Below are 25,710 nucleotides of genomic sequence, written 5' to 3'. Positions count from 1 at the left end.
CAAGTGGGAGGACGAACTCCGGATGCCCGGAGGCGACTTCCGCTCCTTACGGGGCCGCCGGCCCGACCGGGACAGCGCGGAGCCCGGGCCCGGCAGCGCCTCCGCCGCCGGACCCGGGCCGGTTCCCGCCCGCCGGGTGGTCAGCCCGGACGGTGCTGCCGCGGCGGCGTCACCGTCGGCGTCGCCCGGGGCGGGCGCAGCCGCAGCGGCGCGAGTTCGCGTTCCAGGGCCCGCACGTCCAGCGCTATCCGGGACGCGATCTCGCGCGGGCCGGTGCCGGCGGGCAGCCGGCGCGACCAGGAGCGGGGCTTGGCCGGGCCGTCCTGGACCATGTCGAAGTTGAGCCGCACCACGTCGGCGACGTCGACCAGGCTCACCAGGATCCTGGTGTCCGCGAGGTCGATGCTGACTTCGTTCCCGATGCACGAGCAGGCCACCAGGCCCTCGATGTCCGCCTCCGCCAGGTATCTGGCCAGGGGGACCGCCTTCCCCCGGACCAGAAACGGACGTTCCGCCGGATTCACCGGAACCGCCTCCTCCCCCAGCAGTCGAACGGCGCCTCGGCCGCGGCGCAAGCGCACCGCAACAGACCGGGCCCGGCCTATGCTCCACCACATCCGGCCGGTTCGCCAACTCGGGGTCCCACCAACTGAATTGGGAGAACGCACCGACCCGGCGCACCGGCGCACGCCCCCGCGCACCGACCGGGTCCGACGGCCCGCGGGCAGGGGCGCGCACACGGCCCGGGAACGCGCGTGTGCCCGCCCGCACGAGGCGGACGGGCACAGCGGCGGTACGCGGGACGGGCGTGGCTCAGCGGCCGCCGCGGCCGTTCAGCACCAGGGAGCGGGTCAGGGCGAGCAGACCCCCGGTGCAGAGCGCCGTGCGGAGCATGTTCGCCGGCACCCAGCTGTCCGCGAACCTGGCCCGCACGGCGGCGAAGTCGTGGATCTGCGACGGGTCGCCGGCCGCCGCCAGCTCGTTGTTGAGCGGGATGTTGACGCCCATGGTGACGATCAGCGCCACCACGTACAGCGCCGTCGCCAGGGCCGCCCACAGCGCCGCCCGGCGCCGGCCGGCCTTGTGCAGCAGCCAGGCCGCCAGGCCGGTCGCCGCGAAGGCGCCGACGAAGACCAGGCCGAACAGCCCGTTCTCGATCGACTTGTTGATGTGCTGCATCGCCGTCACGTAGGTACGGTCGTCCCCGGCCGCCAGGCCCGGCATCACCGACACGTCGAAGGCGAAGAACAGCCCGGCCATCAGGCCCATCGCGACGGTGGCACCCACCAGCAGCGGACCCGCGGCCCGGCTCTGTCCGACGCTCTGCACGGAACTCCCCACCCCCGCAACCCCGATGGCCGACGGTGCCGTGTACGACAGCGGAACCGCGGTCTGATCCGAACGCATCTCAGGACCCTCTCACTCTTCCGGCTCCGCGCGGTGCGGCGCCGGCGAACGTGGAACACTCGACACCGCCCACCGTGCGGCGGGCCGCGCAACGAAACCGCGACAACCGGAACCCCGTTCCCCGGCAGGGCACGTGTCGCGTGCCGCGGCGCCGCGCCCGGGGCCGGGGCCGGGGGGCGAGGTTCCCGGTCTCCTCAGAGCACCGGGTCCAGGCCGCGCCGGTACCGCCGGTCCAGGACCGTCCGCCCGAGCAGCCGCACCGGGGCCGGGATGGTCGCCGAGACCGCCCGGACCGAGGCCGCGTCGGCGCCGTCGAACATCCAGGGCTGGAGGTAGGTCATCACCTGCGTCGGCGCGCTCCCGATGATCCGGCGCTCGACCCGCAGGTACTCGTCCACCGGCAGGCCGGCCAGCGCCGGGAAGACCACCGGCTCCTCGTGCCGCAGGTGCTCGCGCACCAGGCTCTCGAACGCCCGGGCCGCCTCGGGGAGTTCGGCCCGCAGGCCGGAGCCCAGAACCCCGGCCACCCGCCGCATCGAGGCGTCCAGCGCCTCGTGGTCCTCCTCCAGGACCCCGCTGCCGTCGAAGCCCGCCACCCGGCCGCGCAGGTACGGCCAGAGGATCTCGTCCTCGCTGTGGTGGTGCCAGTCGATCACCGAGCGCAGCCGCCCGAACCACTCCGCGAGCGCCGCGGAGGAGCCCGCCGTGCCGCGCTGCGCCACGGCGGTCAGCCGTGCCGCGTCCCGGCGCATCGCGACGTGCATCAGGCCGAAGCCCTTGAGCTGCTCGGGCAGGGCGCGGAGCCCGTGCTCGGTCGACCAGATCGTCGTACCGTCCGTCATGACCAGACCTCCAGAGTCCGTTCGGATTATCGACCAACGCCCGCCCGCAGGCGGCCGGTCGGAGCCGCCCGGACGGGTCGGCTCACGCGTTCCACACGCCGGAGGCGGCGGCCTCGCGGGCGTAGTCGGCGAAGTCCCGCGGCTCACGCCCCAGCGCCCGCCGCACACCGTCGCCCAGCGAGGCGTTGCGGCCGTCCAGGATCACCGAGAACAGCTCCGCGAAGTCCGCCGGCAGCCCCGCCGCCTCCAGCACCCCCCGGTACGCCTCCTCCGAAACCGCCTCGAACCGCACCTCACGCCCCGTCGCCCCCGACAACTCCACCGCCACGTCCGCGAACGACAGCAGCCGCGGCCCCGTCAACTCGTACACCTCCCCCGCGTGCCCCGCCTCCGTCAACGCCGCCACCGCCACGTCCGCGATGTCCTCCACGTCCACGAACGGCTCCACCGCACCACCCACCGGCAACGCCAACTCCCCCGCCAGCACCGGCTCCAGGAAGAACGACTCACTGAAGTTCTGGTTGAACCACGCGCACCGCACCACCGTCCACGCGGCCCCCGACTCCATCACCGCCTTCTCCCCCGCCTCCGCGGCCTCCTCACCACGCCCCGACAACAGCACCAACCGACCCACCCCGCGCTCCGCCGCCAGCCGCGAGAACGCCCCCACCGCCTCCACCGCACCCGGGAACGCCAGATCCGGGTAGTACGTCAGATACGCCGCACTCACCCCCTCCAACGCCCCCTCCCACGTCCCCTCGTCGTGCCAGTCGAACGGCACCGCACCCGAACGCGACCCCACCCGCACCCCGAAACCCCGCGCCGCCAACCGGTCCGCCACCCGACGACCCGTCTTCCCCGTCCCACCGACCACCAGCACCACACCGGACTCGACCGCGAGATCCACCACACCAGCCATCACGAACACCCTCATTCCAAGACTCGGAGGAATCACCGGAGACCGATCCTCGAAGGCGCCGGTTGCGCCCGATCGGTTCGTCGTCGTGGCACCATTCAAATCCGCCCTGCCCGGACGATCCATAGCCGCCGCTCTCAGCTCCATGCGCGAGCGTCTACGCCACCGATGCGCCACCGACCAGCGGTGCTCCGCCCGCCCCCGGTCGTCGAGCCACCCGCGGCCCGGGCTCCCCGGCACCCACCACAACACACCGCACCCCCGCCTGAAAGCTCTTTCCAGCGCCTCTCGACCCTTCTTCGACCGCGCGGCGGGAAGCGCCGCGCACGGCGGCCGGAAACGGGCCGGCGGGGAAATCGCGGAGTGGCCGGAAATGAAAGCGCCGGTCCCGGGACCGCGGAATCCGTCGCCGGCACCGATCGTCCAGAGGTACGGGCCCGAAGGGATGCCGCCCGGTGCCGACGGCCCGCCTCCGGCCCGGGCGCCGTCCGCCTCCCCGTTCGACCCGCTCGGCCCCCGCTCGGCCCCCGCGAGGCCCCCGCTCGCCACCGGATCCCCGCCGAGGTGCTCGAACACGCCCGCCCCCCGAACCGGGCGGGCGCCCGGAACCTGTCGAATCCTTGAACGCCCATACCTGACGGATCATCAGACTTGTTGCTGCTTAGGGAGATTGTCCGTGCACGGGCTCCCGTTCCGTGGATAGCATCTGAATTCCATTCTGTTCGAGCGCTAATCGCCTGGGAGGGGCGGCGCCGGACAGACCGACAGGAGACTTCATGCGCGTGTCCAAGCACGTCCACCCCGTCAGCAACCGCCCGACCGCGGCCGACGTCGCCCTGCCACCGGCGCTGCCCTATCCCGACGGCTGGTCCGCACTCGCCTTCTCCGCCGAGCTCAAGCCCGGCACCGTGCTCACCCGCCAGCTCGCGGGCGAGGACGTCGTGCTGTACCGGCTGCGCAACGGCCGCCTCCGCGCGATCCGCCCGTACTGCCCGCACCTGGGCGCCCACCTCGGCCTGGCCTCGGTCGAGGGCAACGACCTGGTCTGCCCGTTCCACCGCTTCGCCTTCGACGCCGACGGCCACTGCGTACGCACCGGGTACGGCACCCAGACGCCCAAGGCCACGCTGACGCAGCTGCCGGTGCGCGAGGTGAACGAGGCGGTCTTCGTCTGGCGCCACCACGACGGCCGGGAGCCGGACTGGGAGATCCCCGCCTGGCACCGGCTCGGCGACGGACGGCAGCCGCTGCGGCACGCCTCCTTCGAGATGCCCGGCTACGCCCAGGACGTCATGGAGAACTCCTTCGACCTCGGCCACTTCGTCACCCTGCACGGCTGGCCCGAGGGCGAGCTGGCGGCACCGGTGGAGTTCGACGGCACCGGCTTCCACATCTCGATGCTGGTCCGGGAGACCTTCCCGCTCCTCGGGATGCGCGAGGTCCACGTCGAGGTGGACGGGTACGGCCTCGCCGCCCTGCACACCGACGTCCACACGCCCTCGCTCGGCCTGGAGATCTGCTCGCTGGTCATGGCCACCCAGGTCGCCCCCGGCCGGATGCAGCTGCGGCAGGCGAGCCGCTTCGTGATGGCGGAGCCCTCCGGGCTGCCGCCGGCCGTCGCCCGGACGGTCAGCCGGGTGGTGACCAGGCTGCTGGCGGGCCCGATGTTCCGGCGCAACCTGGAGTTCACCTCGGCGGACTTCCCGATCTGGTCCACCAAGCGGTACGTCTCCCCGCCCCGGCTCGCCCAGGGCGACGGGCCGATCGGCGCGATGCGGCACTGGGCCCGGCAGTTCTACCCGCCGGACCACCAGGCGCACCTGCCGGGGCCGGCCTCGCTCGCCGACCAGAACGGGCACGGCGCCCACGAGGCGAACGGGCACAGCGCGAACGGACAGGGCACGCCCGACGGCGAGGCCGCCGCGAGCCGAACCCAGGCCGATGCCTCCGGCAAGGCGTCCAGTGGAGCCGCCCGGAGCTGAGTCGGCCCCGGCCACCCGCAGACCCGCACCCGTTCCGCGGCCATCGGCCCGAACCGGAACCGCCCGTCCCGGCGGTACCGTCTGGCGTGGAGTACGGACGGGCGCGGCGAGGGGAGAGTCGGCGTGGAGGCACTGGGGGACGGGGATCCCCGGCAGGTGGGCGAGTACCGCCTGCTGCGGAGACTCGGTGCGGGCGGAATGGGCCGGGTCTACCTGGGCCGGACGGCGGGCGGCCGCACGGTGGCGGTCAAGCTGGTGCACGAACAGTTCGCGGCGGACCGGGAGTTCCGGGTGCGGTTCCGCAACGAGGTGGCCGCCGCCCGACGGGTCGGCGGCCGCTGGACGGCCCCGGTGCTGGACGCGGACACCGAGGGCGCCCGGCCCTGGGTGGCCACCGGGTACGTCGCCGGGCCCTCGCTGGCCGCCGCCGTACGGGAGTTCGGCCCGCTGCCCGTCGCCGCCGTCCGCTCGCTCGGGGCGGGGCTCGCCGAGGCGCTGCAGGCCGTGCACGCCCAGGGGCTGGTGCACCGGGACGTCAAGCCGTCGAACGTGCTGCTGGCGCTGGACGGCCCGCGCCTGATCGACTTCGGGATCACCCGGGCACTGGACGCGGCGACCGCGCTCACCCGGTCCGGCTTCGTGGTCGGCTCCCCGGGCTACCTCTCCCCCGAGCAGGCCGAGGGGCGCAGCGCCGGGCCCGCCTCGGACGTCTTCTCGCTCAGCGCCGTACTCGCCCATGCCGCCACCGGCACCGCGCCGTTCGGCTCGGGAGTGAGCGCGCCCGTCCTGCTCTACCGGGTCCTTCACGAGGAGCCGGAACTCGACGTGTCCGACCGGGAGTTGCACGCCCTGCTGACGGCATGCCTGGCCAAGGACCCGGCCCGCCGGCCCACTCCCGCCCAACTGCGCGAGCGGCTGACGGCCGCCGACCCGACGGCGGGCGAGCGGCTGGAGCGACGGGAGTGGCTGCCGCCCGCGATCGCCGCCGCGCTGGCCGCGCTCGCGGTCGAACTGCTGGACCTGGACAGTGACTCTCCGGCCCGACCCGGCGCTCCCACCGGGCAGTTCGGCCCGGCGGAGCCGTGGCACGCCGCACCGCCGACCCCGGGGACGCCGGCCCCCGGAACGCCCACGCCCGAGCCCCCGGGCACGCCGACGCCGTACTCCCCGACGCGGCCCCCGCCGTACCGGCCCCCGTACGCGCCCCCGCCGCAGCCGACCCGCGGCCGGCCCGGCCCCGGCGTGCTGCTGGTCGCCGCCGTCCTGGCCGTCGCGGCGGCCGGCACCGCGGTGGCCCTGGCCGTGCGCGACAACGACACCGGCGGCAACGGCGGCAACGGCTCCGGCGGCACCCCGCCCGCCGCCACCTCCGCCTCCCCGACGCCGGGCGGCGAGATCCCGGCCGCTTTCCTCGGCTCCTGGCAGGGCGACCTGGGCAGCCAACAGACCCTCGTCAAGCCGGACTTCTCGATCACCATCGCCCAGGGCCGGACCAACGACCCGGTCGCGCAGATCCACAACAACGAGGGAGCGGGCACCCGCTACTGCGACGCGACCGCCAACCTGGTCCAGGCCACCGCGGACCGGGTGGTGCTGCGCACCGCCCCGATGAGCACGCTCAGCGGCTGCGCCGCCGTCCCGTACGACCAGGTGTACACCCGCAATCCGGACGGCAGCCTGCACCTGCTGGTCGGCGGCTTCTCGGGCGACCTGCGCAGGAAGTAGCCCCCGGTTCCACTCGCGGCGGGGCGGCTCCCACTCCCGGGGGCCGCCCCGCCGCTGCCGTCCGCCGGAAGCCGCCACCAGAGCGCCCGGAACCCCGCTCGACGGGCACTTGAGGAATCCGGCCACCGCCGCCGGGCGCAACTAGGGTGCGACGCGTCCACCCCACCATCCCGCTGACTCGAACGCCCTTCCGCACGAACGAGGTTGCCGTCCCCGCGGCGCACCGCTCCCTCCACCGGGTCCACGCACCACGGGTCCCCGCGGCAACGAGTCCCCGCCTTCACACGTCACCGGCTCCACGAGTCCCCGACCCCCGAGTCCCCGACCCCCGCACGAGAGGAGAACCGCCATGCACCTCAGGGTCCTCGGCCCCCTCACCGCCGACCTCAACGGCATCTCCGTCGTCCCCACCGCCGCCAAGCAACGCCAGATCCTCGCCCTCCTGGCGCTCTACCCGAACCGGATCCTGCCGACGGCCACCCTGATCGAGGAGATCTGGGGCGACGACCCTCCCAGACAGGCGCTCACCACCATGCAGACGTACATCCTGCAACTGCGCCGCCGGATCACCCAGGCCCTCGGGCCGACCCCGCACACCACCGCCAAGGACATCCTCACCACCCGGCACGGCGGCTACCAGCTCACCACCCACCCGGACAACCTGGACGTCCACACCTACAACCTGCTGACCACCCAGGGCCAGCACGCCTTCAACCACGGCCAGGACCACCAGGCCGCCACCCACTTCCGCCAGGCCCTCGCCCTCTGGCACGGACCCGCCCTGGTCGACGTCCGGCCCGGCCCGATCCTCACCATCGAGATCATGCGGCTGGAGGAGAGCCGGCTGGTCACCCTGGAACGCCGCATCGACACCGACCTGCGGCTCGGCCGGCACAACGAGCTGATCCCCGAGCTCACCCACCTCACCCACCAGCACCCGCACCACGAGGGCCTGCACGCCCAGGCCATGGTCGCGCTCTACCGGGCCGGCCGGCAGACCAGCGCCCTGACCACCTACCACCACCTGCGGCACCGGCTGACCAGCGAACTCGGCATCCAGCCCTCCCCGCACCTCCAGCACCTCCAGCACGCGATCCTCACCCTGGACCCCACCCTCAACACACCCACCACGGCGCACCCGACCACCTACAACCTGTACTCGGCCTGAGCCCCGTCCGGACGGCCGTCCCCACAGACCTCTCCCAGCCCTCACCCACAGGACGCGTCATGACCACCGCACCCGAGAAACCCCTCGCCCTGATCACCGGCGGTACCCGCGGCATCGGCCTCGCCATCGCCCGCGAACTCGGCAGCCGCGGCCACCGTGTCTTCATCTGCGCCCGCACCGCCAAGGACATCGACCAGGCCCTCGCCACCCTGCGCGACGAGGGCCACCAGGCCCACGGCCTCACCTGCGACGTCCGCGACCCCACCCAGGTCGGCGAACTGATCCGGCACGCGGTGGCCGAGCACGGCCCGATCAGCGTCCTGGTCAACAACGCCGGCCGCACCGGCGGCGGCCCGACCGCCACCACCACCGACGACCTCTGGTACGACGTCATCGACACCAACCTGAACGCCGTCTTCCTGGTCACCCGGGAGACCCTCCGGCACGGCCACATCACCACCACCACGCACCCGCGGATCATCAACATCGCGTCCACCGCCGGGAAGCAGGCCGTCACCCTGGGCGCCCCGTACACCGCGAGCAAGCACGCCGTGATCGGCTTCACCCGGGCGCTGGCCAAGGAGCTGGCACCGACCGGCACCACCGTCAACGCCATCTGCCCGGGCTACGTCCAGACCCCGCACACCGCCAGGATCCACCACGAGTACGCGACCGCCTACAACACCACCCCCGAGACCATCCACCAGCACTTCACGACGCACATCCCGCTCGGCCGCTACACCACGCCCGAGGAGGTCGCCTCGCTGGCCGGCTACCTCACCAGCCCCACCGCGGCCAGCATCACCGCCCAGGCGCTGAACGTCTGCGGCGGGCTCGCCACCCAGTAACCCCCGGCGCGATCCTGGCCGGCCCACGGGAAGGATGAGGGCTCCGGTGCCCGCTGATCAGCCATGACGAACCGTCAGTTCTCCAGCGCACCCGTCACCTTGCGGGTGACCGGCGCCCCAGCGCCCTGCCTGCCCGTCGGCCGTCCGCCCGGGCCGCTGGACGCGGGGGCGGTGCGCGCCGCGCTGGCCGGAACCGCCGCCCGGCCCCGGCAGGCCGCCCAACGGCGCGGCCGGGCACCGGAGTTCGTCCTGGTCCAGCTGCACCGGACGTACCCGGCGCAGGCCCTGCGCGCCGCGCTGCGGACCGTCGCCGCCGAGGACTCCGCCGGGCCCGCGACGGAACTGCTGTGGCAGCGGACGGTGGACGGCCCGGAGGCGCTCGACCAGCTGCTCGCCGACCTCGGGCGCAGCCTGGCCGCCGGTCCCCGGCTGCGGGCGGTGCTGGTCGAGGACGCCGGCCACGGCAGTGCCCCGGGCGGCGGCCGGCGGCTGTTCGTCGGCATCGCGTCCGGCCCGCCCGCACGCGCCGCCGGGGTGCTGGAGGAACTGCGCGAGGCGCTGGCGCACCCGCCGGAGCCGGTCACCGTACCGACCAGCGCGCTCCAGCGGGAGCTGCTGCGCCAGGTCATCGACGCGGCCGAGCCCGCCGGGCGGCACGTCGAGCAGCTGTCCTGGCACTGGCACGGGCCACTGGACACCGAACGCTTCACCGCGGCCTGGCAGTCCGTCTTCGACCACGAGACGGTGCTGCGCGCCGCCTTCGACTGGGACGAGGACGGCACCGACGACCCCTGGATGGTGCTGCACGAGCACGCCGCCCCCGAGGTGACCCGGCACCGGCACGACGCCACCGACTGGAAGGACCTGCTCGCCGCGGACCGCCGGCGCGGCTTCGACCTGCGCCGCCCCGCCCTGCTGCGCGCCACCCTCGTCGACGACCCGCCGCACGCCGAGGACGGCCCCGCCACCAGGGTGCTGCTCACCTATCACCACGCGATGCTGGACGGCTGGAGCGTGCGGCTGCTGCTCCAGTCCTTCTACCGCGCCTACCTGACCGGCGGCGTCCTGCCCGGCGGCGAGCGCCGCCCCGACCTGCGCGACCACGCCCGCTGGCTGGCCGGCCGCGGCACCGACGCCGCACGGCAGTTCTGGTCCACCCGGCCGCCCGCCACCCCCGTCCTGCCGCTCGCCCCCGATCCGCACCGGCGCGGCAGCGGCCGGGCCCGGCGCCGCCTCACCCCGTACGAGGCGGTCCGGCTGCGCGGCTGGGCGGCCGCCTGGGGCGCGGGCGAGAGCAGCGCGCTCCAGGCGGCCTGGGCGCTGCTGCTGTACCGCGCCGAGCAGAGCGACCGGCCCCGCCGCCCGGCCCGGGCGGTACGGGTCGGCTTCGCGGTGACGGTCTCCGGCCGGGGCATCCCGCTGGACGGCATCGACCGGCTGCCCGGCGCCCTGCGCAACCCGCTGCCGATCTCCGTCCGGGTGCAGCCGGGCACCACCGTGCCGCAGCTGCTCGCGGCGCTGCGCGACGGGGTGCTCGACCTCGCGGCCTACGAGTGGGTCGCACCCGGCCAGGCCCACCGCTGGACACCCGGCGCGCGCGGGCAGCGGCCGAACTCCCTGGTCGTGCTGGAGCACCGGCCCGCCACGGCGCACCACCTGCGGCTGGAGACCGACCTGGCCGCGCACGGCATCCACGTGGAGAGCCCCGTCCCGGCCGGCACCCTCACCTCCTACCCGATCACGCTCGCCGCCCACTACGACGCCACCGGCGGGCTGGTCCTCACCACCACCCACGACCGCGCCCTGCTCGCCGACCGGGACGCCGCCGAGCTGCTCGACCAGAGCACCCACCTGCTGCGCTCCTTCCCGGACCTGCCGAGCGGGCTGGGCACCACCGAGGTCCTGCGGACCACCCTGGCCGGCCGGCCGGCGCCCCGGCTGGGCGAGCCCGCGGACACCGGCTCCCCGGGCGGGGATCCGGCCGCCCCGGCGGTTCGGCTGGACATGCTGCGCCGGGCCGCCCGCCCGGGCGCGGGCTGGGTCCTGCTGCTGCCCCCGACCGGCGCCCCGCACACCCGCTACCCCGGCGCCGCCCGCGGCTGGCCGGGCCCGCAGGCCCTCGGCGTGCTGCGCCCCGCCGGGGGCGACCCGCCCGCGGCCGCGTACCGCCCGGTGCTCGGGCCGCTGCTGGAGTCCCGCGCGCCGATCGCCCTGGTCGCCCCGCCGGGGCTCGGGGTCACCGCGTGCGAGATCGCCCGGCTGGGAGCGCCGGCGCACCACCCGCCGCTGGTGGTGCTGCTCGACCGGGGCGGCGACCTGGCCGCGGTGGCGGGCCTGCTGGGCGAGCTGCCGCGACGTCGCTAGAGCCGCCGCGACGTCGCTGGAGCCGCCGCGCTGCGGCCCGGGGCCGGCCGCGGCTAGGGTGACGACCGTGGCCCGCTTCGTCCTGATCCGCCGTACGCCGCTGCCGCCCGCCGAGTGCTGGGAGCGGCTGACGGCCTGGTCCCGGCACGGGGATCGGGTGCCGTTCACCCGGGTCTCCGTGGTGCGCGGCACCGGCCGGGCGGCGGGCGACGTCGTCCTGGCCCGGACGGCCCTGGGACCGCTGCGCTTCGACGACCCGATGGAGCTCACCGGGCTGGTCGCCCCCGGCCCGGGGCGGGACGGGCGGTGCCTGCTGGTCAAACGCGGCCGGCCGGTGCGGGGCTGGGCCGAGCTGCGGGTCCGGGCGGTGGGCGGCGGCAGTGCGGCGGTCTGGACGGAGGAGCTGACGGTCGCCGGCGTGCCGCGACTGCTCGATCCCGTCCTCGCCCGGACGGGGCGCCTGGTCTTCGGCCGGGTGCTGGACGACCTGCTCGGCGCGTAGGCGGCCGGGCCGGAACGGGCACCCGCCGGGTCGTCGGGTGCCTCTGCTTCCCGGCCCGTCGGGGCCGCGGCGGTGTCAGCGGGTGATGATGTCGAGGCCGGCGCGCACCCCGACGGTCGGGGAGATGTCACCGGCGAGGTAGAGGGTGTGGCCGTCGGGGCCGAGGCTCAGGGTGGCGGTCAGTCCCACGCTCGGCGGGTAGGCGGCCTCGGCGGGGACGAGGGCACCGGCCTCGGTGTCGTAGGAGAGGATCACGCTGGAGTAGTACGGGCCGGGTGGGAACGGTGTGCCCGGGCCCATGATGCCGGAGCTCTGGCTGACCACGTAAAGGCGGCGCCCGTCCGGGCTGATCACGGGGGCCCGCAGGGATCCGTGCCCCGGCGCGAAGTGGAAGCCCGAGGTGACCGTGTCGGTCGCGGTGTCGACGATGTAGTCGGAATCGGAGCCGCCGATGCCGTACAGCGTGCTGCCGTCGGGGCTGAGGACCGCGCTGCCGCCGGCCCCGTGGCCCTCGGTGAAGGTTCGGACGGTGGTGAGCGAGGTGGGGGTGGCGGCCAGGTGGACCAGGCCGGCCGCGGTGGTGACGTAGGCGTCCTGGCCGTTGGGGCGCAGGACGATCGAGCCGACACCGAAGTCGGCGAGGTCGAGCGAGGCGGTGAACGCCCGGGCGGCGGTGGAGTAGGCGAGGACGCGGCCCGGCCGGGCGCCGTAGCGCTGCTGCGGCCCGCGCTGGGCTAGGTAGACGCCGGCGCCGTCGGGGGCGACCACGAGGGAGCCGACCGTGCCGGGCACGTACCCGTCGGGGCGCGGCTGGTCCGGGATCGGGACGTCGGCGACGACGGTGTCGTCGGCGGTGTCGACGGTGACCAGGCGGGAGGTTCCGACGGCCGCGTACAGCCGGGTGCCGTCCGGGCTGACGGCCAGCGAGCCGACGTAGGTCCACGGGGTCGTGGACAGGGTGAGTCGGGTGGTGATCGCGCCGGTCGCGGTGTCGACGACCTTGAGGACCGTCGTGCGGCCGCTGTCGTTGTCGATGACCCCGACATAGGCCTTGGCACCGTCGGGGGTGACGGCGGCGACCGGGGCCGACCACCCCACGGTGACGGTGCGGGCGGTCCCGGCGGTCACGGCGCTCCCCACGGCCCCGGCGGTCGCCGGCTGCGCCGCCGCGGCGGCCCCGGGCACGAGCGCCAGCAGCAGCCCCGCGCCGGCCGCCGCGCCCAGCCAACGGGCCCTTCTCATGAGCGATTTCACGAGTTCCTCCCCTTGTGCGCACGATGCGTTCGCATCGGCGGCCGCCAGCGTACGAGGTGGCCGGAGCGCGCCGGGGCGGCCTCGGGGGAGCTGGGCGACAAACGCCGACCCGCAGTAGACGCCGCGTCGAACGTTCCTACGGCACATGACAGGGCGCAGCACGCGCAGGCCCCTACGCCGGGACCGGCGCGGTTCGCGGCTGCGCCGCGGGCGCCCGGCGTCGCCCTCTCCCCCGCTCGGCGTCGGCGGTGCGAGACTCCCCGCTCGGCGTCGGCGGTGCGAGAATCCCCGTCCGGAACGGTCGGCTCGTCGGCGGGGCGGCCGTTCCGTCCGGCCCCTTGCGGGGGCGAAGCGGCCTGCCCCGCCGACGGTGTCACGGACGGGTGGTCAGACGGCCTGGAGGTAGAAGAGGTCCGGCTTGCCGTCCTGGACCACCTGGCGGATCTCGTCGCTGTGGTCCGAGGCGGCGACCCACTTGCCGGAGTGCTGGGCCTGCAGCGCGATCAGGTTGGTGCCCGCCACCTTCGCCACCCGGAACGACTGGTTCGCGGGGATGTCGTCGCCGCAGCCGACCGTGAGGATCCAGGTGCCGCTCTCCGTACCCCACCGGTCGACGGCCATGCACCAGCCGCGCCAGGCGTCCTGGAAGTACACCAGATCGCTGCCGTCGGAGGTGTGCTTGCGACAGACGCGCCACTTCTGGTTCGACTCGTTGCCCCAGAAGTACTGGATGATCGAGCCGTGGTTCCCGGAGGAGAGCGCGACGGTCAGCGGCCGGCTGTTGCCGGCGGTGTTGATGCGGTAGAGCCCGGGATCGCAGGAGTAGCTGCTCGCCGGATCGCCGGTGAGGGCGCCCGCCGACGCGGGGGCGGCCAGGGCCACGGGGGCGGCGGTGAACAGCAGGGCGCCGGCGGCGGCCACCGTGCCGAGGACGTTCAGCGGGCGGCCGGCGCGGGAGCGCTGACGGTGCGGGTGGGGCATCGTGGACTCGCTTTCGCAGTGGGCGGGCCGGGCGGGTTCGGTGGTTCTGGTCATCAGCAGACGAGCCGCGCGCGGGCGGCCGCGCGCAGGGAACCGGGGGTCTCCGGGTGGGCACAGGAGACGGTGCCCAGCTCCGGGACGTCGAAGGTGGTGAAGGAGCCCGGGCCGTTCGGGCTGGTGTTGATCCAGTAGCCGGTACTGCCGGCGCGGGCACAGACGTAGCGCACCCACTGACCGGTGACCTTCCGGGTGCCGCGGTAGAGGCCGTAGTAGCCGGGGCTGTTGAAGTTCACGGTCTCGCTGATGGTGGTGGTGCGGGTGGTCGACTGGGAGTCGGACACCGAGAATCCGACCTTGACGCTCACCTTGGCGAAGATCGCCTTGAATTCGGTGCCGATCTCGACGCTGGAGTTGACCGTGGTGCTCACCGAGGTGACCTCGCTGAGGGTCTTGGTGTAGCTGCCCGTGGTGCCCGGGACGATCGCGACCGCGAGGAAGTCGGTGATGGTCGGCTCGACCCGGGCCGAGACGATGTCGTCCCAGTAGACGTCACGGGCCGGGTCGCAGGTGATGGTCGGCGGTACGGGATCGGCGTGCGCGGGCGCGGCGCCGAGGCCGAGTCCGGTCACCGCGACGAGCGCGGCGACCCCCGAGGTGACGACGGTGCGCCTGGTGCGCGAACTCATGAGCATGCTCCTCCGGTGGAAGGGGTGCGCTGCGAGACGCCATGTACATGACGTGAACCTCGTGAAGGAAATCTTCACGGTCGCGGCGGGCCCCCTCCATCCCAGATTTCTGGGGGGCGCGTGGCGGGGCGCACTCGACCGGGGCGCGGGTCAGAGCCCCTCGCCGAGCATGATCCGAGCGATCAGCTCCTGGCGGCTGCCCACGCCGGTCTTGGTGAAGACCGACTTCAGGTGGTCCTGCACCGTGTACGGCGTCATCGCGAGCAGCCGGGACACGTCCCGGGTGTCGCCGCCGCGCACCAGCAGCAGTGCCACCTCCTGCTCACGGGCGGTCAGCCCGAACGCGGCCAGGTGGAGCGGTATCACCTCGGCCGGCGAGGCGAGCGAGGCCACCACCGTCACCGCGTCCTCCGCCCCGCCACCGCGCAGTGCGGCCCCGTGCAGCAGGTACCACCGCTCGTCCCTGGTCCGCACCCGCACCGGGAGCTGCGGTACGGCCAGCCCGTGCGCCGTCCGGCGGGCATGCTCGGCGGCCATCGCCACGCTGGTCGGGACGGTGAGGGAGCTCGGAGTGGGGTCGGCCAGCCGGGCGAGCAGTTCCTCGGCCGGCCCGGACCGGGCCTGCAGCCGGTTGCGGCGGTCGAGCACCAACACGGCCGGCCCGGGATCCGCCTCCACCGGCGCCCCGGCCGGCACGTGGCACGCCCTCAACGCATGGCCCAGGTGCCGGGCGGCGATGTCGGCGAGCTCGCGGTGTCGCTCCAGGTAGGGGCCGCGGTCCGGGGCCCGCAGGAAGGCCGCGCACCCCCACATGCCGCCCGCCGCGTCGAACACCGCCCGCAGCTCGTCCCCGAACCCGGCGGGCGCGACCTGCTCCCGGAACCGCACGCTCTCCTCGATCCGCCCCCGGGTCGCCCGGCTCAGCGTCTCGGCGTGCACCCCGCTGCGCCGGATCTTGGGAAAGGTCGCGACGTCGTCCGCCCACACTTCGAGGCGTACGGCGTGCTCGAACTCGTCGAGGGCGAGGTCCTCGCTCTGCACCGAGTTCACCAGCCCGGTGGCGGGGTCCGCGGTGTGCCAGCACACCGCGTCGAACTCCAGCACCGGGCGCAGCAGTTCATCCGCCCGCCGGAAGACCTCCGAAGCCGTCAGCCCCGCCCCCGCGAGCTCCCTCATCCCCTCGATCGCCGACCGTGCCGCCACCCCACGAGCCCTGCATCGCCCCATGCCGGGAAGCTAGCATGCCGTTCGCACTCGTACCCACGCGTCCGGGCACGCCGGCCTCCCGCGCACGGAGGTCCGGGTCCGCACAGGATGTCATATCGTCAGAAATGCTCATGGATCATCTGCTTCGCTCTCCGCGCCGCACTCGGGCGGAGGTCCGGCGCCAGTCCAGGTACTGCTGGCGGACGTATGCGCGCGCGTCGTCGCCGTCGGCGGTGACGCCGTCGTGCTCGGTCAGGTGCCCGGCCGCGATCCATGCCCCCACCACCTGCCCCATGTCCTCGTCACCGTCCGCCAGCGCCAGGCGGTCGGCCCGGGCGGCGGTGCGCAGCAGGTACTCGCGCCGCTTGCGGGGCGGGCTCTTGGCGGTGCTGCGGCGGGCGGCCAGGTCCTTCTCCTCCTCCTCGACGCCCGGGGCGTCCGCGTAGGCCTGGGCCGCCGTGGGCACCGGACCGGCCGGCACGGTGCGCACCGGCCGGGACGGCAGCGGCGGCAGCCCGCGGACGTGGAGCACCTCGTTCGCGAACTCCGGCCGGTCGACGGGGAGTCCGCGCCGGCCGAACACGGCGAACAGCTCGGCGAGGGCGCGCGGTTCGGTGCCGCGCGGCAGGTCGTCCCCGGTGACGCCGATCCGGCCGAGCTGCGGGCCCCAGAACCGGCCCGGCGGGTCCGCGAGGCGCAGCCGGAGGGTGACGTGGTGGCCGCTGGTCTCGACCTCCTCCCCGAACTCCATGGCCAGGCCGCGGATCTCCGACCAGGGGTAGCGGCGCGGAACCAGCAGCCGGACCAGGGTGAGGCCCTGCTCGTCCTCCCGCAGCCAGCAGGTGTGCGGCACCGCGACGGCCACCGCGACGGCGATCAGCGCCCCGATCAGGGTGGCCTCGCCCGGGCCGGTGGCACCGGATCCGACCAGCGCGGGCATCGCCACCACGGCCAGCACGAGGCCGATCCCGATGTTGCCTCCCCACTGCCGCATGAACGCCAGCCGTACCGTCCGCATCCCGCCCCCTGCTGTCCCCGGTGTGTGGCTCCACGCTCCCGGGAGCCGCCGGGCCCGGGCAAGCGTCGGCGGAGAGCTGTGACGGCCCCGTGACGAAGCCTCGGCGCCGCGCTTCGACGGCCGGCTACCGCCCGCGCAGCCGCCGGACGAGGTTGCGGGCGGCCTCCGGCCAGCTCGGGTGGTCGAAGGCGAAGCCGGCGTCGAGCAGGCGGGTCGGGACGACGCGCCTGCTCTTCAGCAGCAGCTCGGTGTCGGAGCGCAGCGCGAAGGCGCCCAGCTCGGCCATCCAGCGGGTGGCGGGCAGGGCCAGCGGCATGCCCCAGGCGGCCCGCAGCTCGCGCATGAACTCGCGCTGGGGCAGCGGGTTCGGGGCGGCGAGGTTGACCGGGCCGGTGAGGTCCTCGCGGGCGATCAGGAACTCGACGGCGCGGGCGAAGTCCCGCTCGTGGATCCAGGAGACGTACTGGGCGCCGCCCGCGACGGGGCCGCCGGCGCCGAGCCGGGCCAGCCAGGAGAGCGCGTCGAGGGAGCCGCCGCGTTCGGGGCCGAGGACGGCGGCGGTGCGCAGCGCGACCCGGCGGGTGTGCGGGGTGTCGGCCTCCGCCTGGGTGCGCTCCCAGGCCCGGGCGACGTCGATGCTGTGCCGCCAGGCGGGCGGGGCGTCGGGCTCACTGCCGCCGATCAGGCCGTCCCGCTCGTCGTTGGGGGCGTCGTGGCGGTGGGCGTAGACGGTGGCGGTGCTCATCTGGAGCCAGGACGCGGGCGGGCGGCGGGCGGCCGCGACGGCCTCGCCGACGACCCGGGTCGACCGCACCCGGGAGTCCATCATCTCCTGCCGGTTCGTCTCCGTGTAGCGGCAGTTGATGCTGCTCCCGGCGAGGTTGAGCACGACGTCGGCGCCGTCGATCTCCGCCGCCCAGGTGCCGAGGGTCCGCCCGTCCCAGCCGACCTGCCGGGGCCCGGCGGGCCTGCGGCTCAGTACGACGACCTCGTGTCCGGCGGCGGTCAGGCTCCGGTCGAGCAGCGCCCCGAGCGCACCCGATCCGCCGGGAATGACGACCTTCATGGGCTCCCCCTCGTGCCTCGGTTCCTCGGAACCAGCCTAGCCCACCCTTCTGAACGCGTTCAATTCCACTGCTCGATCCGTTGCCGCTCGATCCTTACTCGGACCCGCCGCCGACCCGCCGACCCCGGGCGACCGACCCGCCGACCGACCCGCCGACCCTGGGCGGCCCCTGGCGACCCCGGGCGACCCCGGGCGACTGAAACCGTGCTGAAACCGCGTTGAAGGCGGACCCCGGCAAGCTCCTGGCCATCGGAAAGCCCGCCACGAGGCGGCAGAGCGCTGAAGGAGCACCCGGCATGACCACCACCCCCGTCCGGCTCACCCCCGAGGACATCGAGAACCCCGCCGGCGCCTACGCCCGCTTCCGCGGACAGCGCGAACTGCCCCAGGTCGTCCTGCCCGGCCTGGACACCCCGGTCCGGCTGGTCACCCGCTACGCCGACGTCAAGGCCGCCCTCACCGAACCGCGGCTGGTCCGGGACCGCACGGGCATCGCCACCCCGGCCGGCACAGAATCCGACCCGCAGGACGAACTGATGGCCGCCGCCTTCGACGGCTTCCCGGCCGAGTACGCCAAGTACCTCTCCGGTCACCTCGCGCTGTTCGACGGCGAGGAGCACGCCCGCCGCCGCGCGCCGCTGACCCGCGCCTTCACCGCCCGCCGGATCGCCGCCCTGCGCGGCTTCGTCGAGCGCACCGCCGACGAGCTGCTGGCCGACCTCGCCGCCCGGGACGAACCGGCCGACCTCCTGGGCGAGTTCGCCTACCCGCTGACCACCCACCTGGTCTGCGAGCTGGTCGGCGTCGAGGAGGCCGACCGGCCCCGGGTCTGCGACTGGATCCGCGACTTCGCGTACGGCGACGGCAGCCGGATGATCGAAGGCCTGGTCGGCATCGTCGACCACGTCAGGGAACTGGTCGCCCGCCGCCGCTCCGAGCGCACCGAGGACCTCGTCTCCGCCCTGGTGCACGACACCCGCGAGGGCGAGCAGCCGCTGGACGAGGACGACCTGATCTCGATCGTCGTCCTGCTGATCAACACCGGCATCACCCCGCCCGCCCTGTTCCTCGCCCACGGCCTGCTCGCCCTGTTCGACCACCCCGACCAGCTGGCCCGGCTGCGCGCCGAGCCGAAGCTGCTGGAGCGGGCCGTCCCCGAACTGCTGCGCCACATCACCCTGGTCCGGATCGGCGCGACCCTGTACGCGGCCGAGGACTTCGAGTTCGCCGGGACGGCGCTGCGCGCCGGCGACCCGGTCACCGTCGCCCTGCTGGCCGCCGACCACGACCCGCAGGAGTACGGCGAGGCGCCCGAACGCCTCGACATCACCCGGGAGTTCGGACGCGGTGACGGCCACCTGGCGTTCGGCCACGGCGCGCACTACTGCCTGGGCGCGGCCCTCGGCCGGCTGGTCACCTCGGTGGTGCTGGAGCAGGTGGTGATCCGGCGGCCGGAGGCGGCGCTGGGAGTCGCCCGGGACGAGCTGGAGTTCGGCCACTGGCCGGCCGACGGCTTCCACCTGCTGCGGCTGCCGGTGCGGCTCTGAGCGGCTGCCGTCGCGGCGGGCCGGGGCTCAGGCGTCCGGACCGCACGGTCGGACGCCCGCCAGTCGGCGGGCCTCGGCCGCCAGGGCGGTGCGGTCCGCCGCCCCGTACTCGGCGATCGCCCGACGGCACTCCCCCGGGTCGGCCCGCTCGGCCTCGGCCCGGGCCTCCGCCGAGCCCATGGTCGGCCGGAAGTTGCGCAGGCAGCGGAACCGCTCGGCCAGCACGACCAGCCGCACGCCCGCCCTGGTCCGCTCGGGATCGCCGTCGCGGGCGCCCCGGTCCAGCGCCGCCAGGCCGAGTGCCAGCAGCAGCGCCCCGGCGAGCGGGCCCTCCACCAGGGCGGCCGGCCGGTCGAGCAGTTCGGTGAGCCGCTCCGGGAGTCCGGTGGCCAGGGCGGCCACCCGGTCCGGCTCGCCGTGCCGGGCGTGCGCGGCCACGCAGGCCGCCACCAGCTCCAGCGCCCAGGACGGGTCGGGGAGGGGCACCGCGGGCGGCTCCGCACCGCGGGCGAGCAGTTCCGTGGGCAGTTCCGCGGCACACGCGAGCAGTTCCGCGGGCGGCTCCGCGGCACGCGCGGCCATGGCGGCGGACCGCCGCCACAGCGCCAGCCCGGTCCGCACCTCGCCCCGGGCGAGGGCGATCTCCGCCCGGGCGCCCAGCTCGGGGGTGAGCAGGTCGACGGCATCGGCCGGCCGGTGCCGCACCGCCAGCTCCAGCCAGTGTTCGGCACCGTCCGGGTCCCCGGCCTGCAGACTGCCGATCACCATGCCCCAGCGCAGGCCCAGCATGTCGCTCCAGTCGCCGAGCCGGTCCAGCTCGGCCATCGCCGCACGCAACAGCGGCAGCGCCTCGGCGCCGCGCTCGCCCTGCAGGTGCAGTTCGCCGAGGCGGGCGAGCGCGAGCACCCGCAGCCAGGGCACCGGCAGCGCCTCGACGGCCGCCAGCGTCCGCCGCGCCGAGGCGGTCGCCCGCTCCGTCTCCTGGGCGCGCTCCCACCGGTAGCCGGCCACCGCCTCGGCCACACCGGCGAGCAGCGGTTCCGGGGCGGCGCACAGGACTGCCAGCGCGCCGCCGTCCGGGCGGCCGTCCAGAGCGCTGTCCGGACCGTCCGGCGTGGAGCCCAGCACCTCGGGGACGGCCGCCATCACGGTGGCGATCGCCCGGACCGGGGTGTCCGGCGCGGCCGGGGGCAGCCGGCGCAGGGTGGCGAGCAGGCGCAGCGCGCCGGTGCCGGTGCCGAGCCCGCCGCCCGCGGCCAGCAGGGTGTTGACGGTGCTCAGCGCGGTGAGGGTGCGCACCGGCTCCAGCAGTTCGGGCCCGGGGCGCAGCCGGGAGACCGGGCCGCCGGTGTCCTCGGCGAGGGCGAGCAGCCGGACGTAGTTGCCCTCGGCGGTCCACAGCCCGGCGAGGACGGCGGCGGTGGCGGCGACCGTCGGCCCGTCCCCGGCGGCGAGGGCCAGGCGCAGCGCGCGGACCAGGTTGTCCTGTTCGGCCCGGACCAGCCGCCACTGCGGCACGGCCGCCGGGCCGAACGGGCCGTCGTGGTGGGCGATGCCGAACTCCCGTGCCCAGGTGAGGAATCCGGCGGTGACGGTCTCGTCCTCCGCCGCCTTCGTCCGCTCGGCCGCGCCGAACTCGCGGACCGTCTCCAGCATCCGGAACCGTCCGCCGCTCGGGGTGTCGGCCAGACGCAGCAGGGACTGGTCGACCAGGTCCTCCAGGACGGTCAGGACGTCGGCACCGGTGCTGCCGGCGGCGCCGAGCAGCCGCTCCGCCGCCTCGGCGGTGAAACCCCCGGGAAAGACGGACAGCGCGCGCAGGGCGGCCCGGCCCGGCGGGTCCAGCAGGTTCCAGCTCCAGTCGACCACGGCCTGCAGGGTGCGGTGGCGCTGCGGCGCGTCGCGCGGTCCGCCGCGCAGCAGGGCGAAGCGGTCGGCCAGCCGGTCGGCGATCCCGGTCACCGTCAGCACCCGCACCCGGGCCGCGGCCAGCTCCAGCGCCAGCGGCAGCCCGTCCAGCCGGGCGCACAGCCCGGCGACCGGACCGGCGGGCAGCTCGACGTCGGGCCGGGCCGCGCGGGCCCGCTGGGCGAACAGCTCGACGGCGGCCGCCCGGTCCAGCTCGGGGAGCAGGTACAGCGATTCGGCGGAGATCCCGAGCGGCGTGCGGCTGGTGGTGAGCACCCGCAGGTCGGGGCGGGCGGCGACCAGCGCCCGCACCAGGTCGGCGACGCCGCGCACCACCTGCTCGCAGTTGTCCAGCACCAGCAGCACCGGCCCGGGGCCCAGGGCGCCGGCGATCCCCGCCCGGTCCCCCGTGCCGAGCGCGGCCGCGACCGCCCCGGCCACGTCCTGGTCGGCGGCCACTGCGGCGAGCGGCACCAGGTGCACCACCCGCTGCGTCGCCGCGCGTGCCACGGCGGCGGCCAGCCGGGTCTTGCCGAGCCCGCCGGGGCCGACCACCGACACCACCCGGGCCACGCCCAGCAGTTCCGCCACCGCGGCGAGGTCGGCTTCCCGGCCCACCAGGGCGTTCGGCTCGTGCGGCACCCCGTGCCGCACCGGCGCCGCCTCGCCGCGCAGCAACTCCTGGTGCAGTTGCCGCAGTTCGGGGCCGGGGTCGGCGCCCAGGGTGTCCCGCAGGCCGCGGCGGTAGCGGTCGTACCGGCCGAGCGCAGCCGCCGCCCCGGTCGTCCGGGCCTCGCTGCGCAGCAGTTCCAGCAGCACCTCCTCGTCCCTCGGCTGCCCGGCGGCCTCCCCGGCGAGCGCCTCGACGGCCTCCGGGTGCCGCCCGGTGCGCGCCAGCGCGAGCGCCCGGCCACGCCGCAACGCCCGGCGGGTACGGTCCCGTTCGACGCGCAGCGCGGACGCCGGGTCCGTCCCGTCGGGGTCGGCGGGCCCGCTCTCGCCTTCCCAGAGCTCCAGCCCCGCCTCGGCCTCGGCGAGCGCCCCGGCGTGGTCCCCGGCCCGCGCCTTCTCGGCGCAGGCGGCGGCGTGCAACAGCACGGCGGAGGCGTCCACCCGCTCCTCCCCGAGCCCCAGCCGGTACCCGGTCGGCGTGCTGACGATCAGGTCCGCCCCGAACTTCGCCCGCGCCCGCGACACCAGCACCTGCAGCGCCTTCTCCGGCCGCTCGGGCCCGTCCTCCGGCCACAGCCCGTCCAGCAGGCTCCCCCGGCCGCACCCGCCCCGCACCTCCCGCGCCAACAGCGCGAGCAGCCCCCGCAATCCGGGGGCGGTGACCTCCTCGCCCCTGCAGGAGACGGTGGACAGTATCCGCAGTTCGATCGTCACCGCGTCAGGCTAGCGATCACCCACGGGCCGGCGTCGCCGGGCTCCGTGACCATCCGCCCGCGCACCGGTCCTGATCCCCGGTCGGCGGACGTGGGCCTTGTGCCGCGGCACTCCGGTGCCTAGGGTCTCGATGTATCGGTTCGATACATCGCACCGATACATCGTGCCGTCCGGGTCGGGTCGACCCCGGTCGGCCGCAGCGCGCTGTGCCCCCACCCGGCACAGACCGCCGATCCGAAGGAGCTTCGATGACGGGGACCGACCGCACCACCGGGCGCCACCAGGACGCCGCACCGGGCCACCTGCGCACCGGGCAGCCGTCCGCACAGGACGAACGGCGGCTGCACAGCTCGTCGTTCGGAAGGGCGGCGGTCGCCTACGCCGAGCACCGCCCGGACTACGCGCGGGCCGCCGTGCGCTGGGCCCTCGAAACCGCGCCGGGCCCGCGGGTGCTCGACCTCGGCGCCGGGACGGGCAAGCTCACCGCCGCGCTGGTCGCGCTCGGCCACGACGTCGTGGCGGTCGAACCCGACCCGGCGATGCTGGCCGAGCTGCGCGGCACGCTGCCGGACGTGCGCGCGCTGGCGGGCAGCGCCGAGGCGATCCCGCTGGCGGACGGCTCCGTCGACGCGGTGGTGTCCGGCAACGCCATGCACTGGTTCGACATGGACGTCGCGGGCCCGGAGATCGCCCGGGTCCTCGCGCCCGCCGGCGTGCTGGCCGGACTGTGGAACGTCTTCGACGACGGAGTCGACTGGGTGGCCGGCCTCGCCCGCGTCACCGGCCCCGCCGCCATCGGTCCGCGCGACGTGCCCGCCGGCTGGCGCACCGAGACGGCGCGGATGCACCTGCCCAGGTCCGGCGGGGGCGCGTGGTTCGACTCGCCGGAGCAGGCGGAGTTCCCGCACGGGCAGCAGCGGACCGCGGAGTCCCTCGCCGCCACCCTCGCGACGAAGGCGGGCGTCCTGGTCATGCCGGAGCAGGAGCGGAAGGCCCTGCTGGACGCCACCCACGCCTATCTCGCCGACCGCCCGGAGACCGGCTCCGGCGAGTTCACCCTCCCGATGCTGACCAGTGTGCTGCGCGTCCGCCGGATGTGAGCCCCGCCGCCGCGCCCGTCCGACGACCGGCGGCCCCCGCTCTCCGGTGATCCGGGAGCGGGGGCCGCCGAAGGGGCCGTCAGCTGTCAGCTGTCAGCTGTCAGCTGTCAGCCCGGAACGCCCCGTGGACGCGCAGGTTGCCGTTGATCGCCACCTTGTCGTCGGCAGTGTGCAGGATCCAGGCGTCCCCGGTCCGGACCGACAGGTGCCCGTTGGCGTTCACCTTCCCGACGAACATCGACTCCCCACCGACCCGCAGGCCGCCGTTGATCGAGATCCGGCCGTCGTCGGTGTGCAGGACCCAGGCACCCCCGTTGCGGACCGACAGGTGCCCGTTGGCGTTCACCTTCTTCTCGAACTCCGACTCCCCGTGGACGACCAGCCGCGGCGGGCCGTCCAGCGTCTCCAGCACGTTGTCGACGGTCAGCCCGCCGTGCAGGGTGAGTCGCTCCTTGACCTGGGCCCGCTGGGTGACCAGGTCGTTCAGGTCCGCCTTGTCGGCGGCGACGGTTCCCCACTGGTTGCTTCCGGCGCCCTGGTACACGTTGAGGCCGGCGGGCGGGAACTCGATCCACCCGTCGCTCGCCGAACGCCCCTGCACCCACTTCGTGTTGACACCGTTCAGATCCGCCTTGTCAGCGGCCACCGTCCCCCACTCCTGCTGTCCGTCCTTGCGCACGTTCACGCCGGACTGCGGGAAGTCGATCCACCCCTTGCCGGAGTCGCGGTCCCCCACCCACGTGGTGTTGATGCCGTTCACGCTGATCTTCTCGGCCGTGACCGTTCCCAGGTCGTTGCCGGCGCCGTGGCCGACCTTGATCCCGTCCGACGGGAACTGGATCCACCCGGCACTGCCGTCCCGGCCCCGCACCCACGCGGCGGTCACGGTGTCGACGTCCGCCGTGGCGGCGGAGACCGTCCCGGGCGCGTCGGAGTCGTTCCGCACCTGCGCACCCTGCGCGGTGAGGACGACCCGGCCCCGGTCCGTCGTCCCCTCCACCCACGGGGTGTGCACCCCGTCGGTCGCCGTCACGCCCTCGAACTCGGGGCTGCGCAGATGGACGGTGGTGGTCAGGATGTAGCCCGGCTGCTGCCGGCTCGGCGAGGTGGCGATCAGGGTGTAGGTGGCGTCCCGCTTCGGCTCCTGGCCCGGCTTCGGCGACCACTGCCAGCCGGCCGCCGTCCCGGTCCTCGGCGGGACCGGTTCCGGGGGGCCGTCCGGGCCCTGGATCTGGTACGTGAGGTCGTCGGGGCCGCTCCACTGCAGGACGACGTCCTTGCCCGCGGCCACCAGGGACGCCCTGGGCCGGAAGTTGCGCGGCACCTTGGGTTCCCGCTTGAGCAGGCTCAGGGTCACGGGGTTCGTCTTCACCCAGGGGCCGTTCGCGGCCCGCTCCGCCACCCGCAGCAGGACCAGGCCCGCCTTGGCGGAGACCGGGAAGCCCTCCAGCACCAGGACCAGCGAGCCGCTTCCCTTGAACACGGAGCGGCCGGGGTCCCGGGCGGCCACCCTGAGGAGACCCGTCGTGGGGTCCCAGCCGACCGTCGGCTCGTCCGCCGGGTCCGTCGCGCTGTTCTGCGCGATCCGCACGGCGACCGCCTTCGGATCCGGCGTCAGGTCGCCGTCCTTCTCCCCGAAGGGCACGCGCACCTCGGTGGAGAACCAGAGCGCGTCGTCGGTGGTCGGATTGGAGACGACGAGGTAAACGGCTCCCCGCGATTCCTCACCCGCCTCCGACACCTGGAGCGGAGCCGGGTCGGTGAGGATTTCGTAGTTCAGATATGCCACCGCTGAAAACCCCCT

Annotated in this window: 20 protein-coding genes; 8 read left to right on the top strand and 12 right to left on the bottom strand. The window is 75.0% G+C overall.

Annotated features, from left to right (window positions below; all coding sequences use genetic code 11):
- Window positions 1-140 precede the first annotated feature (140 nt).
- From ACGFSC_RS06640 to ACGFSC_RS06625, 4 genes are all read right to left on the bottom strand, one after another.
- Window positions 141-524, bottom strand: coding sequence for a hypothetical protein (locus tag ACGFSC_RS06640; RefSeq protein ID WP_359915173.1), 384 nt, complete (start codon window positions 522-524; stop codon window positions 141-143).
- Window positions 525-813: 289 nt separating this feature from the next.
- The gene (locus tag ACGFSC_RS06635; RefSeq protein ID WP_359915175.1) at window positions 814-1,329 is read right to left on the bottom strand and encodes an anthrone oxygenase family protein; all 516 of its coding nucleotides are present in this window, start codon (window positions 1,327-1,329) and stop codon (window positions 814-816) included.
- Window positions 1,330-1,601: 272 nt separating this feature from the next.
- Window positions 1,602-2,249, bottom strand: a complete 648-nt coding sequence (locus ACGFSC_RS06630; protein ID WP_359915177.1) for a hemerythrin domain-containing protein — start codon at window positions 2,247-2,249, stop codon at window positions 1,602-1,604.
- A gap of 82 nt (window positions 2,250-2,331) precedes the next feature.
- On the bottom strand, window positions 2,332-3,168 hold the full coding sequence (locus ACGFSC_RS06625) for an NmrA family transcriptional regulator (RefSeq protein WP_380355196.1): 837 nt from the start codon (window positions 3,166-3,168) through the stop codon (window positions 2,332-2,334).
- 773 nt (window positions 3,169-3,941) lie between these two features.
- Here ACGFSC_RS06625 and ACGFSC_RS06620 point away from each other — a divergent pair.
- The 6 genes from ACGFSC_RS06620 to ACGFSC_RS06595 all read left to right on the top strand — a co-directional run bounded on the left by ACGFSC_RS06620 (window position 3,942) and on the right by ACGFSC_RS06595 (window position 11,754).
- The gene (locus tag ACGFSC_RS06620) at window positions 3,942-5,147 is read left to right on the top strand and encodes a Rieske 2Fe-2S domain-containing protein (protein WP_359913708.1); all 1,206 of its coding nucleotides are present in this window, start codon (window positions 3,942-3,944) and stop codon (window positions 5,145-5,147) included.
- 123 nt (window positions 5,148-5,270) lie between these two features.
- Entirely contained in the window at window positions 5,271-6,872 is a 1,602-nt protein-coding gene (locus tag ACGFSC_RS06615) for a serine/threonine-protein kinase (protein WP_359913705.1), read from the top strand.
- 349 nt (window positions 6,873-7,221) lie between these two features.
- Window positions 7,222-8,040 (top strand): AfsR/SARP family transcriptional regulator, encoded by an 819-nt coding sequence (locus ACGFSC_RS06610; protein ID WP_359913702.1) that lies wholly within the window; start codon window positions 7,222-7,224, stop codon window positions 8,038-8,040.
- A gap of 59 nt (window positions 8,041-8,099) precedes the next feature.
- Complete coding sequence (gene fabG / locus ACGFSC_RS06605; protein WP_359913699.1) at window positions 8,100-8,888, top strand: 3-oxoacyl-ACP reductase FabG; 789 nt, start codon at window positions 8,100-8,102, stop codon at window positions 8,886-8,888.
- Between the two features lie 63 nt (window positions 8,889-8,951).
- On the top strand, window positions 8,952-11,252 hold the full coding sequence (locus tag ACGFSC_RS06600; RefSeq protein WP_359913697.1) for a condensation domain-containing protein: 2,301 nt from the start codon (window positions 8,952-8,954) through the stop codon (window positions 11,250-11,252).
- 67 nt (window positions 11,253-11,319) lie between these two features.
- Window positions 11,320-11,754: an SRPBCC family protein gene (locus ACGFSC_RS06595; RefSeq protein ID WP_359913694.1), complete on the top strand. Its 435-nt coding sequence runs from the start codon at window positions 11,320-11,322 to the stop codon at window positions 11,752-11,754.
- A 75-nt stretch (window positions 11,755-11,829) separates the two neighbouring features.
- Here ACGFSC_RS06595 and ACGFSC_RS06590 read toward each other — a convergent pair whose 3' ends face one another.
- From ACGFSC_RS06590 to ACGFSC_RS06565, 6 genes are all read right to left on the bottom strand, one after another.
- The gene (locus ACGFSC_RS06590; RefSeq protein ID WP_359913692.1) at window positions 11,830-12,996 is read right to left on the bottom strand and encodes a YncE family protein; all 1,167 of its coding nucleotides are present in this window, start codon (window positions 12,994-12,996) and stop codon (window positions 11,830-11,832) included.
- A gap of 399 nt (window positions 12,997-13,395) precedes the next feature.
- Window positions 13,396-14,043: a hypothetical protein gene (locus ACGFSC_RS06585; protein WP_359913689.1), complete on the bottom strand. Its 648-nt coding sequence runs from the start codon at window positions 14,041-14,043 to the stop codon at window positions 13,396-13,398.
- Complete coding sequence (locus ACGFSC_RS06580; protein ID WP_359913686.1) at window positions 14,043-14,675, bottom strand: hypothetical protein; 633 nt, start codon at window positions 14,673-14,675, stop codon at window positions 14,043-14,045. Before ACGFSC_RS06580 ends, ACGFSC_RS06585 begins: the two co-directional genes overlap by 1 nt.
- Before the next feature lie 150 nt (window positions 14,676-14,825).
- Entirely contained in the window at window positions 14,826-15,851 is a 1,026-nt protein-coding gene (locus ACGFSC_RS06575; RefSeq protein ID WP_359913683.1) for a helix-turn-helix transcriptional regulator, read from the bottom strand.
- Window positions 15,852-16,017: 166 nt separating this feature from the next.
- Entirely contained in the window at window positions 16,018-16,899 is an 882-nt protein-coding gene (locus tag ACGFSC_RS06570; RefSeq protein WP_359913680.1) for a hypothetical protein, read from the bottom strand.
- 124 nt (window positions 16,900-17,023) lie between these two features.
- Window positions 17,024-17,965, bottom strand: a complete 942-nt coding sequence (locus ACGFSC_RS06565) for a TIGR01777 family oxidoreductase (protein WP_359913677.1) — start codon at window positions 17,963-17,965, stop codon at window positions 17,024-17,026.
- 296 nt (window positions 17,966-18,261) lie between these two features.
- On the opposite strand from ACGFSC_RS06565, the gene ACGFSC_RS06560 reads away from it, so the two are divergent.
- A complete protein-coding gene (locus ACGFSC_RS06560) occupies window positions 18,262-19,512 on the top strand; it encodes a cytochrome P450 (protein ID WP_359913675.1) in 1,251 nt (416 codons plus the stop codon).
- 27 nt (window positions 19,513-19,539) lie between these two features.
- Here the strand turns inward: ACGFSC_RS06560 and ACGFSC_RS06555 are convergent, their stop codons facing one another.
- Window positions 19,540-22,806 carry a BTAD domain-containing putative transcriptional regulator gene (locus ACGFSC_RS06555; RefSeq protein WP_359913672.1) on the bottom strand — a complete coding sequence of 1,089 codons (3,267 nt, stop codon included), beginning with the start codon at window positions 22,804-22,806 and terminating at the stop codon, window positions 19,540-19,542.
- Between the two features lie 248 nt (window positions 22,807-23,054).
- Here ACGFSC_RS06555 and ACGFSC_RS06550 point away from each other — a divergent pair, with 248 nt between their 5' ends.
- Window positions 23,055-23,906 (top strand): class I SAM-dependent methyltransferase, encoded by an 852-nt coding sequence (locus ACGFSC_RS06550; protein WP_359913669.1) that lies wholly within the window; start codon window positions 23,055-23,057, stop codon window positions 23,904-23,906.
- Window positions 23,907-24,006: 100 nt separating this feature from the next.
- Here ACGFSC_RS06550 and ACGFSC_RS06545 read toward each other — a convergent pair whose 3' ends face one another.
- The gene (locus tag ACGFSC_RS06545; protein WP_359907868.1) at window positions 24,007-25,695 is read right to left on the bottom strand and encodes a hypothetical protein; all 1,689 of its coding nucleotides are present in this window, start codon (window positions 25,693-25,695) and stop codon (window positions 24,007-24,009) included.
- Between the last annotated feature and the right edge of the window lie 15 nt (window positions 25,696-25,710).

Source organism: Kitasatospora sp. NPDC048715 (assembly GCF_043198905.1).
In the GTDB taxonomy this organism is placed as follows: Bacteria; Actinomycetota; Actinomycetes; order Streptomycetales; family Streptomycetaceae; genus Kitasatospora; species Kitasatospora lactacystinica.
The sequence above is the reverse complement of the archived record's forward strand: the minus strand, read 5'-3'. Positions and strand labels throughout refer to the sequence as shown.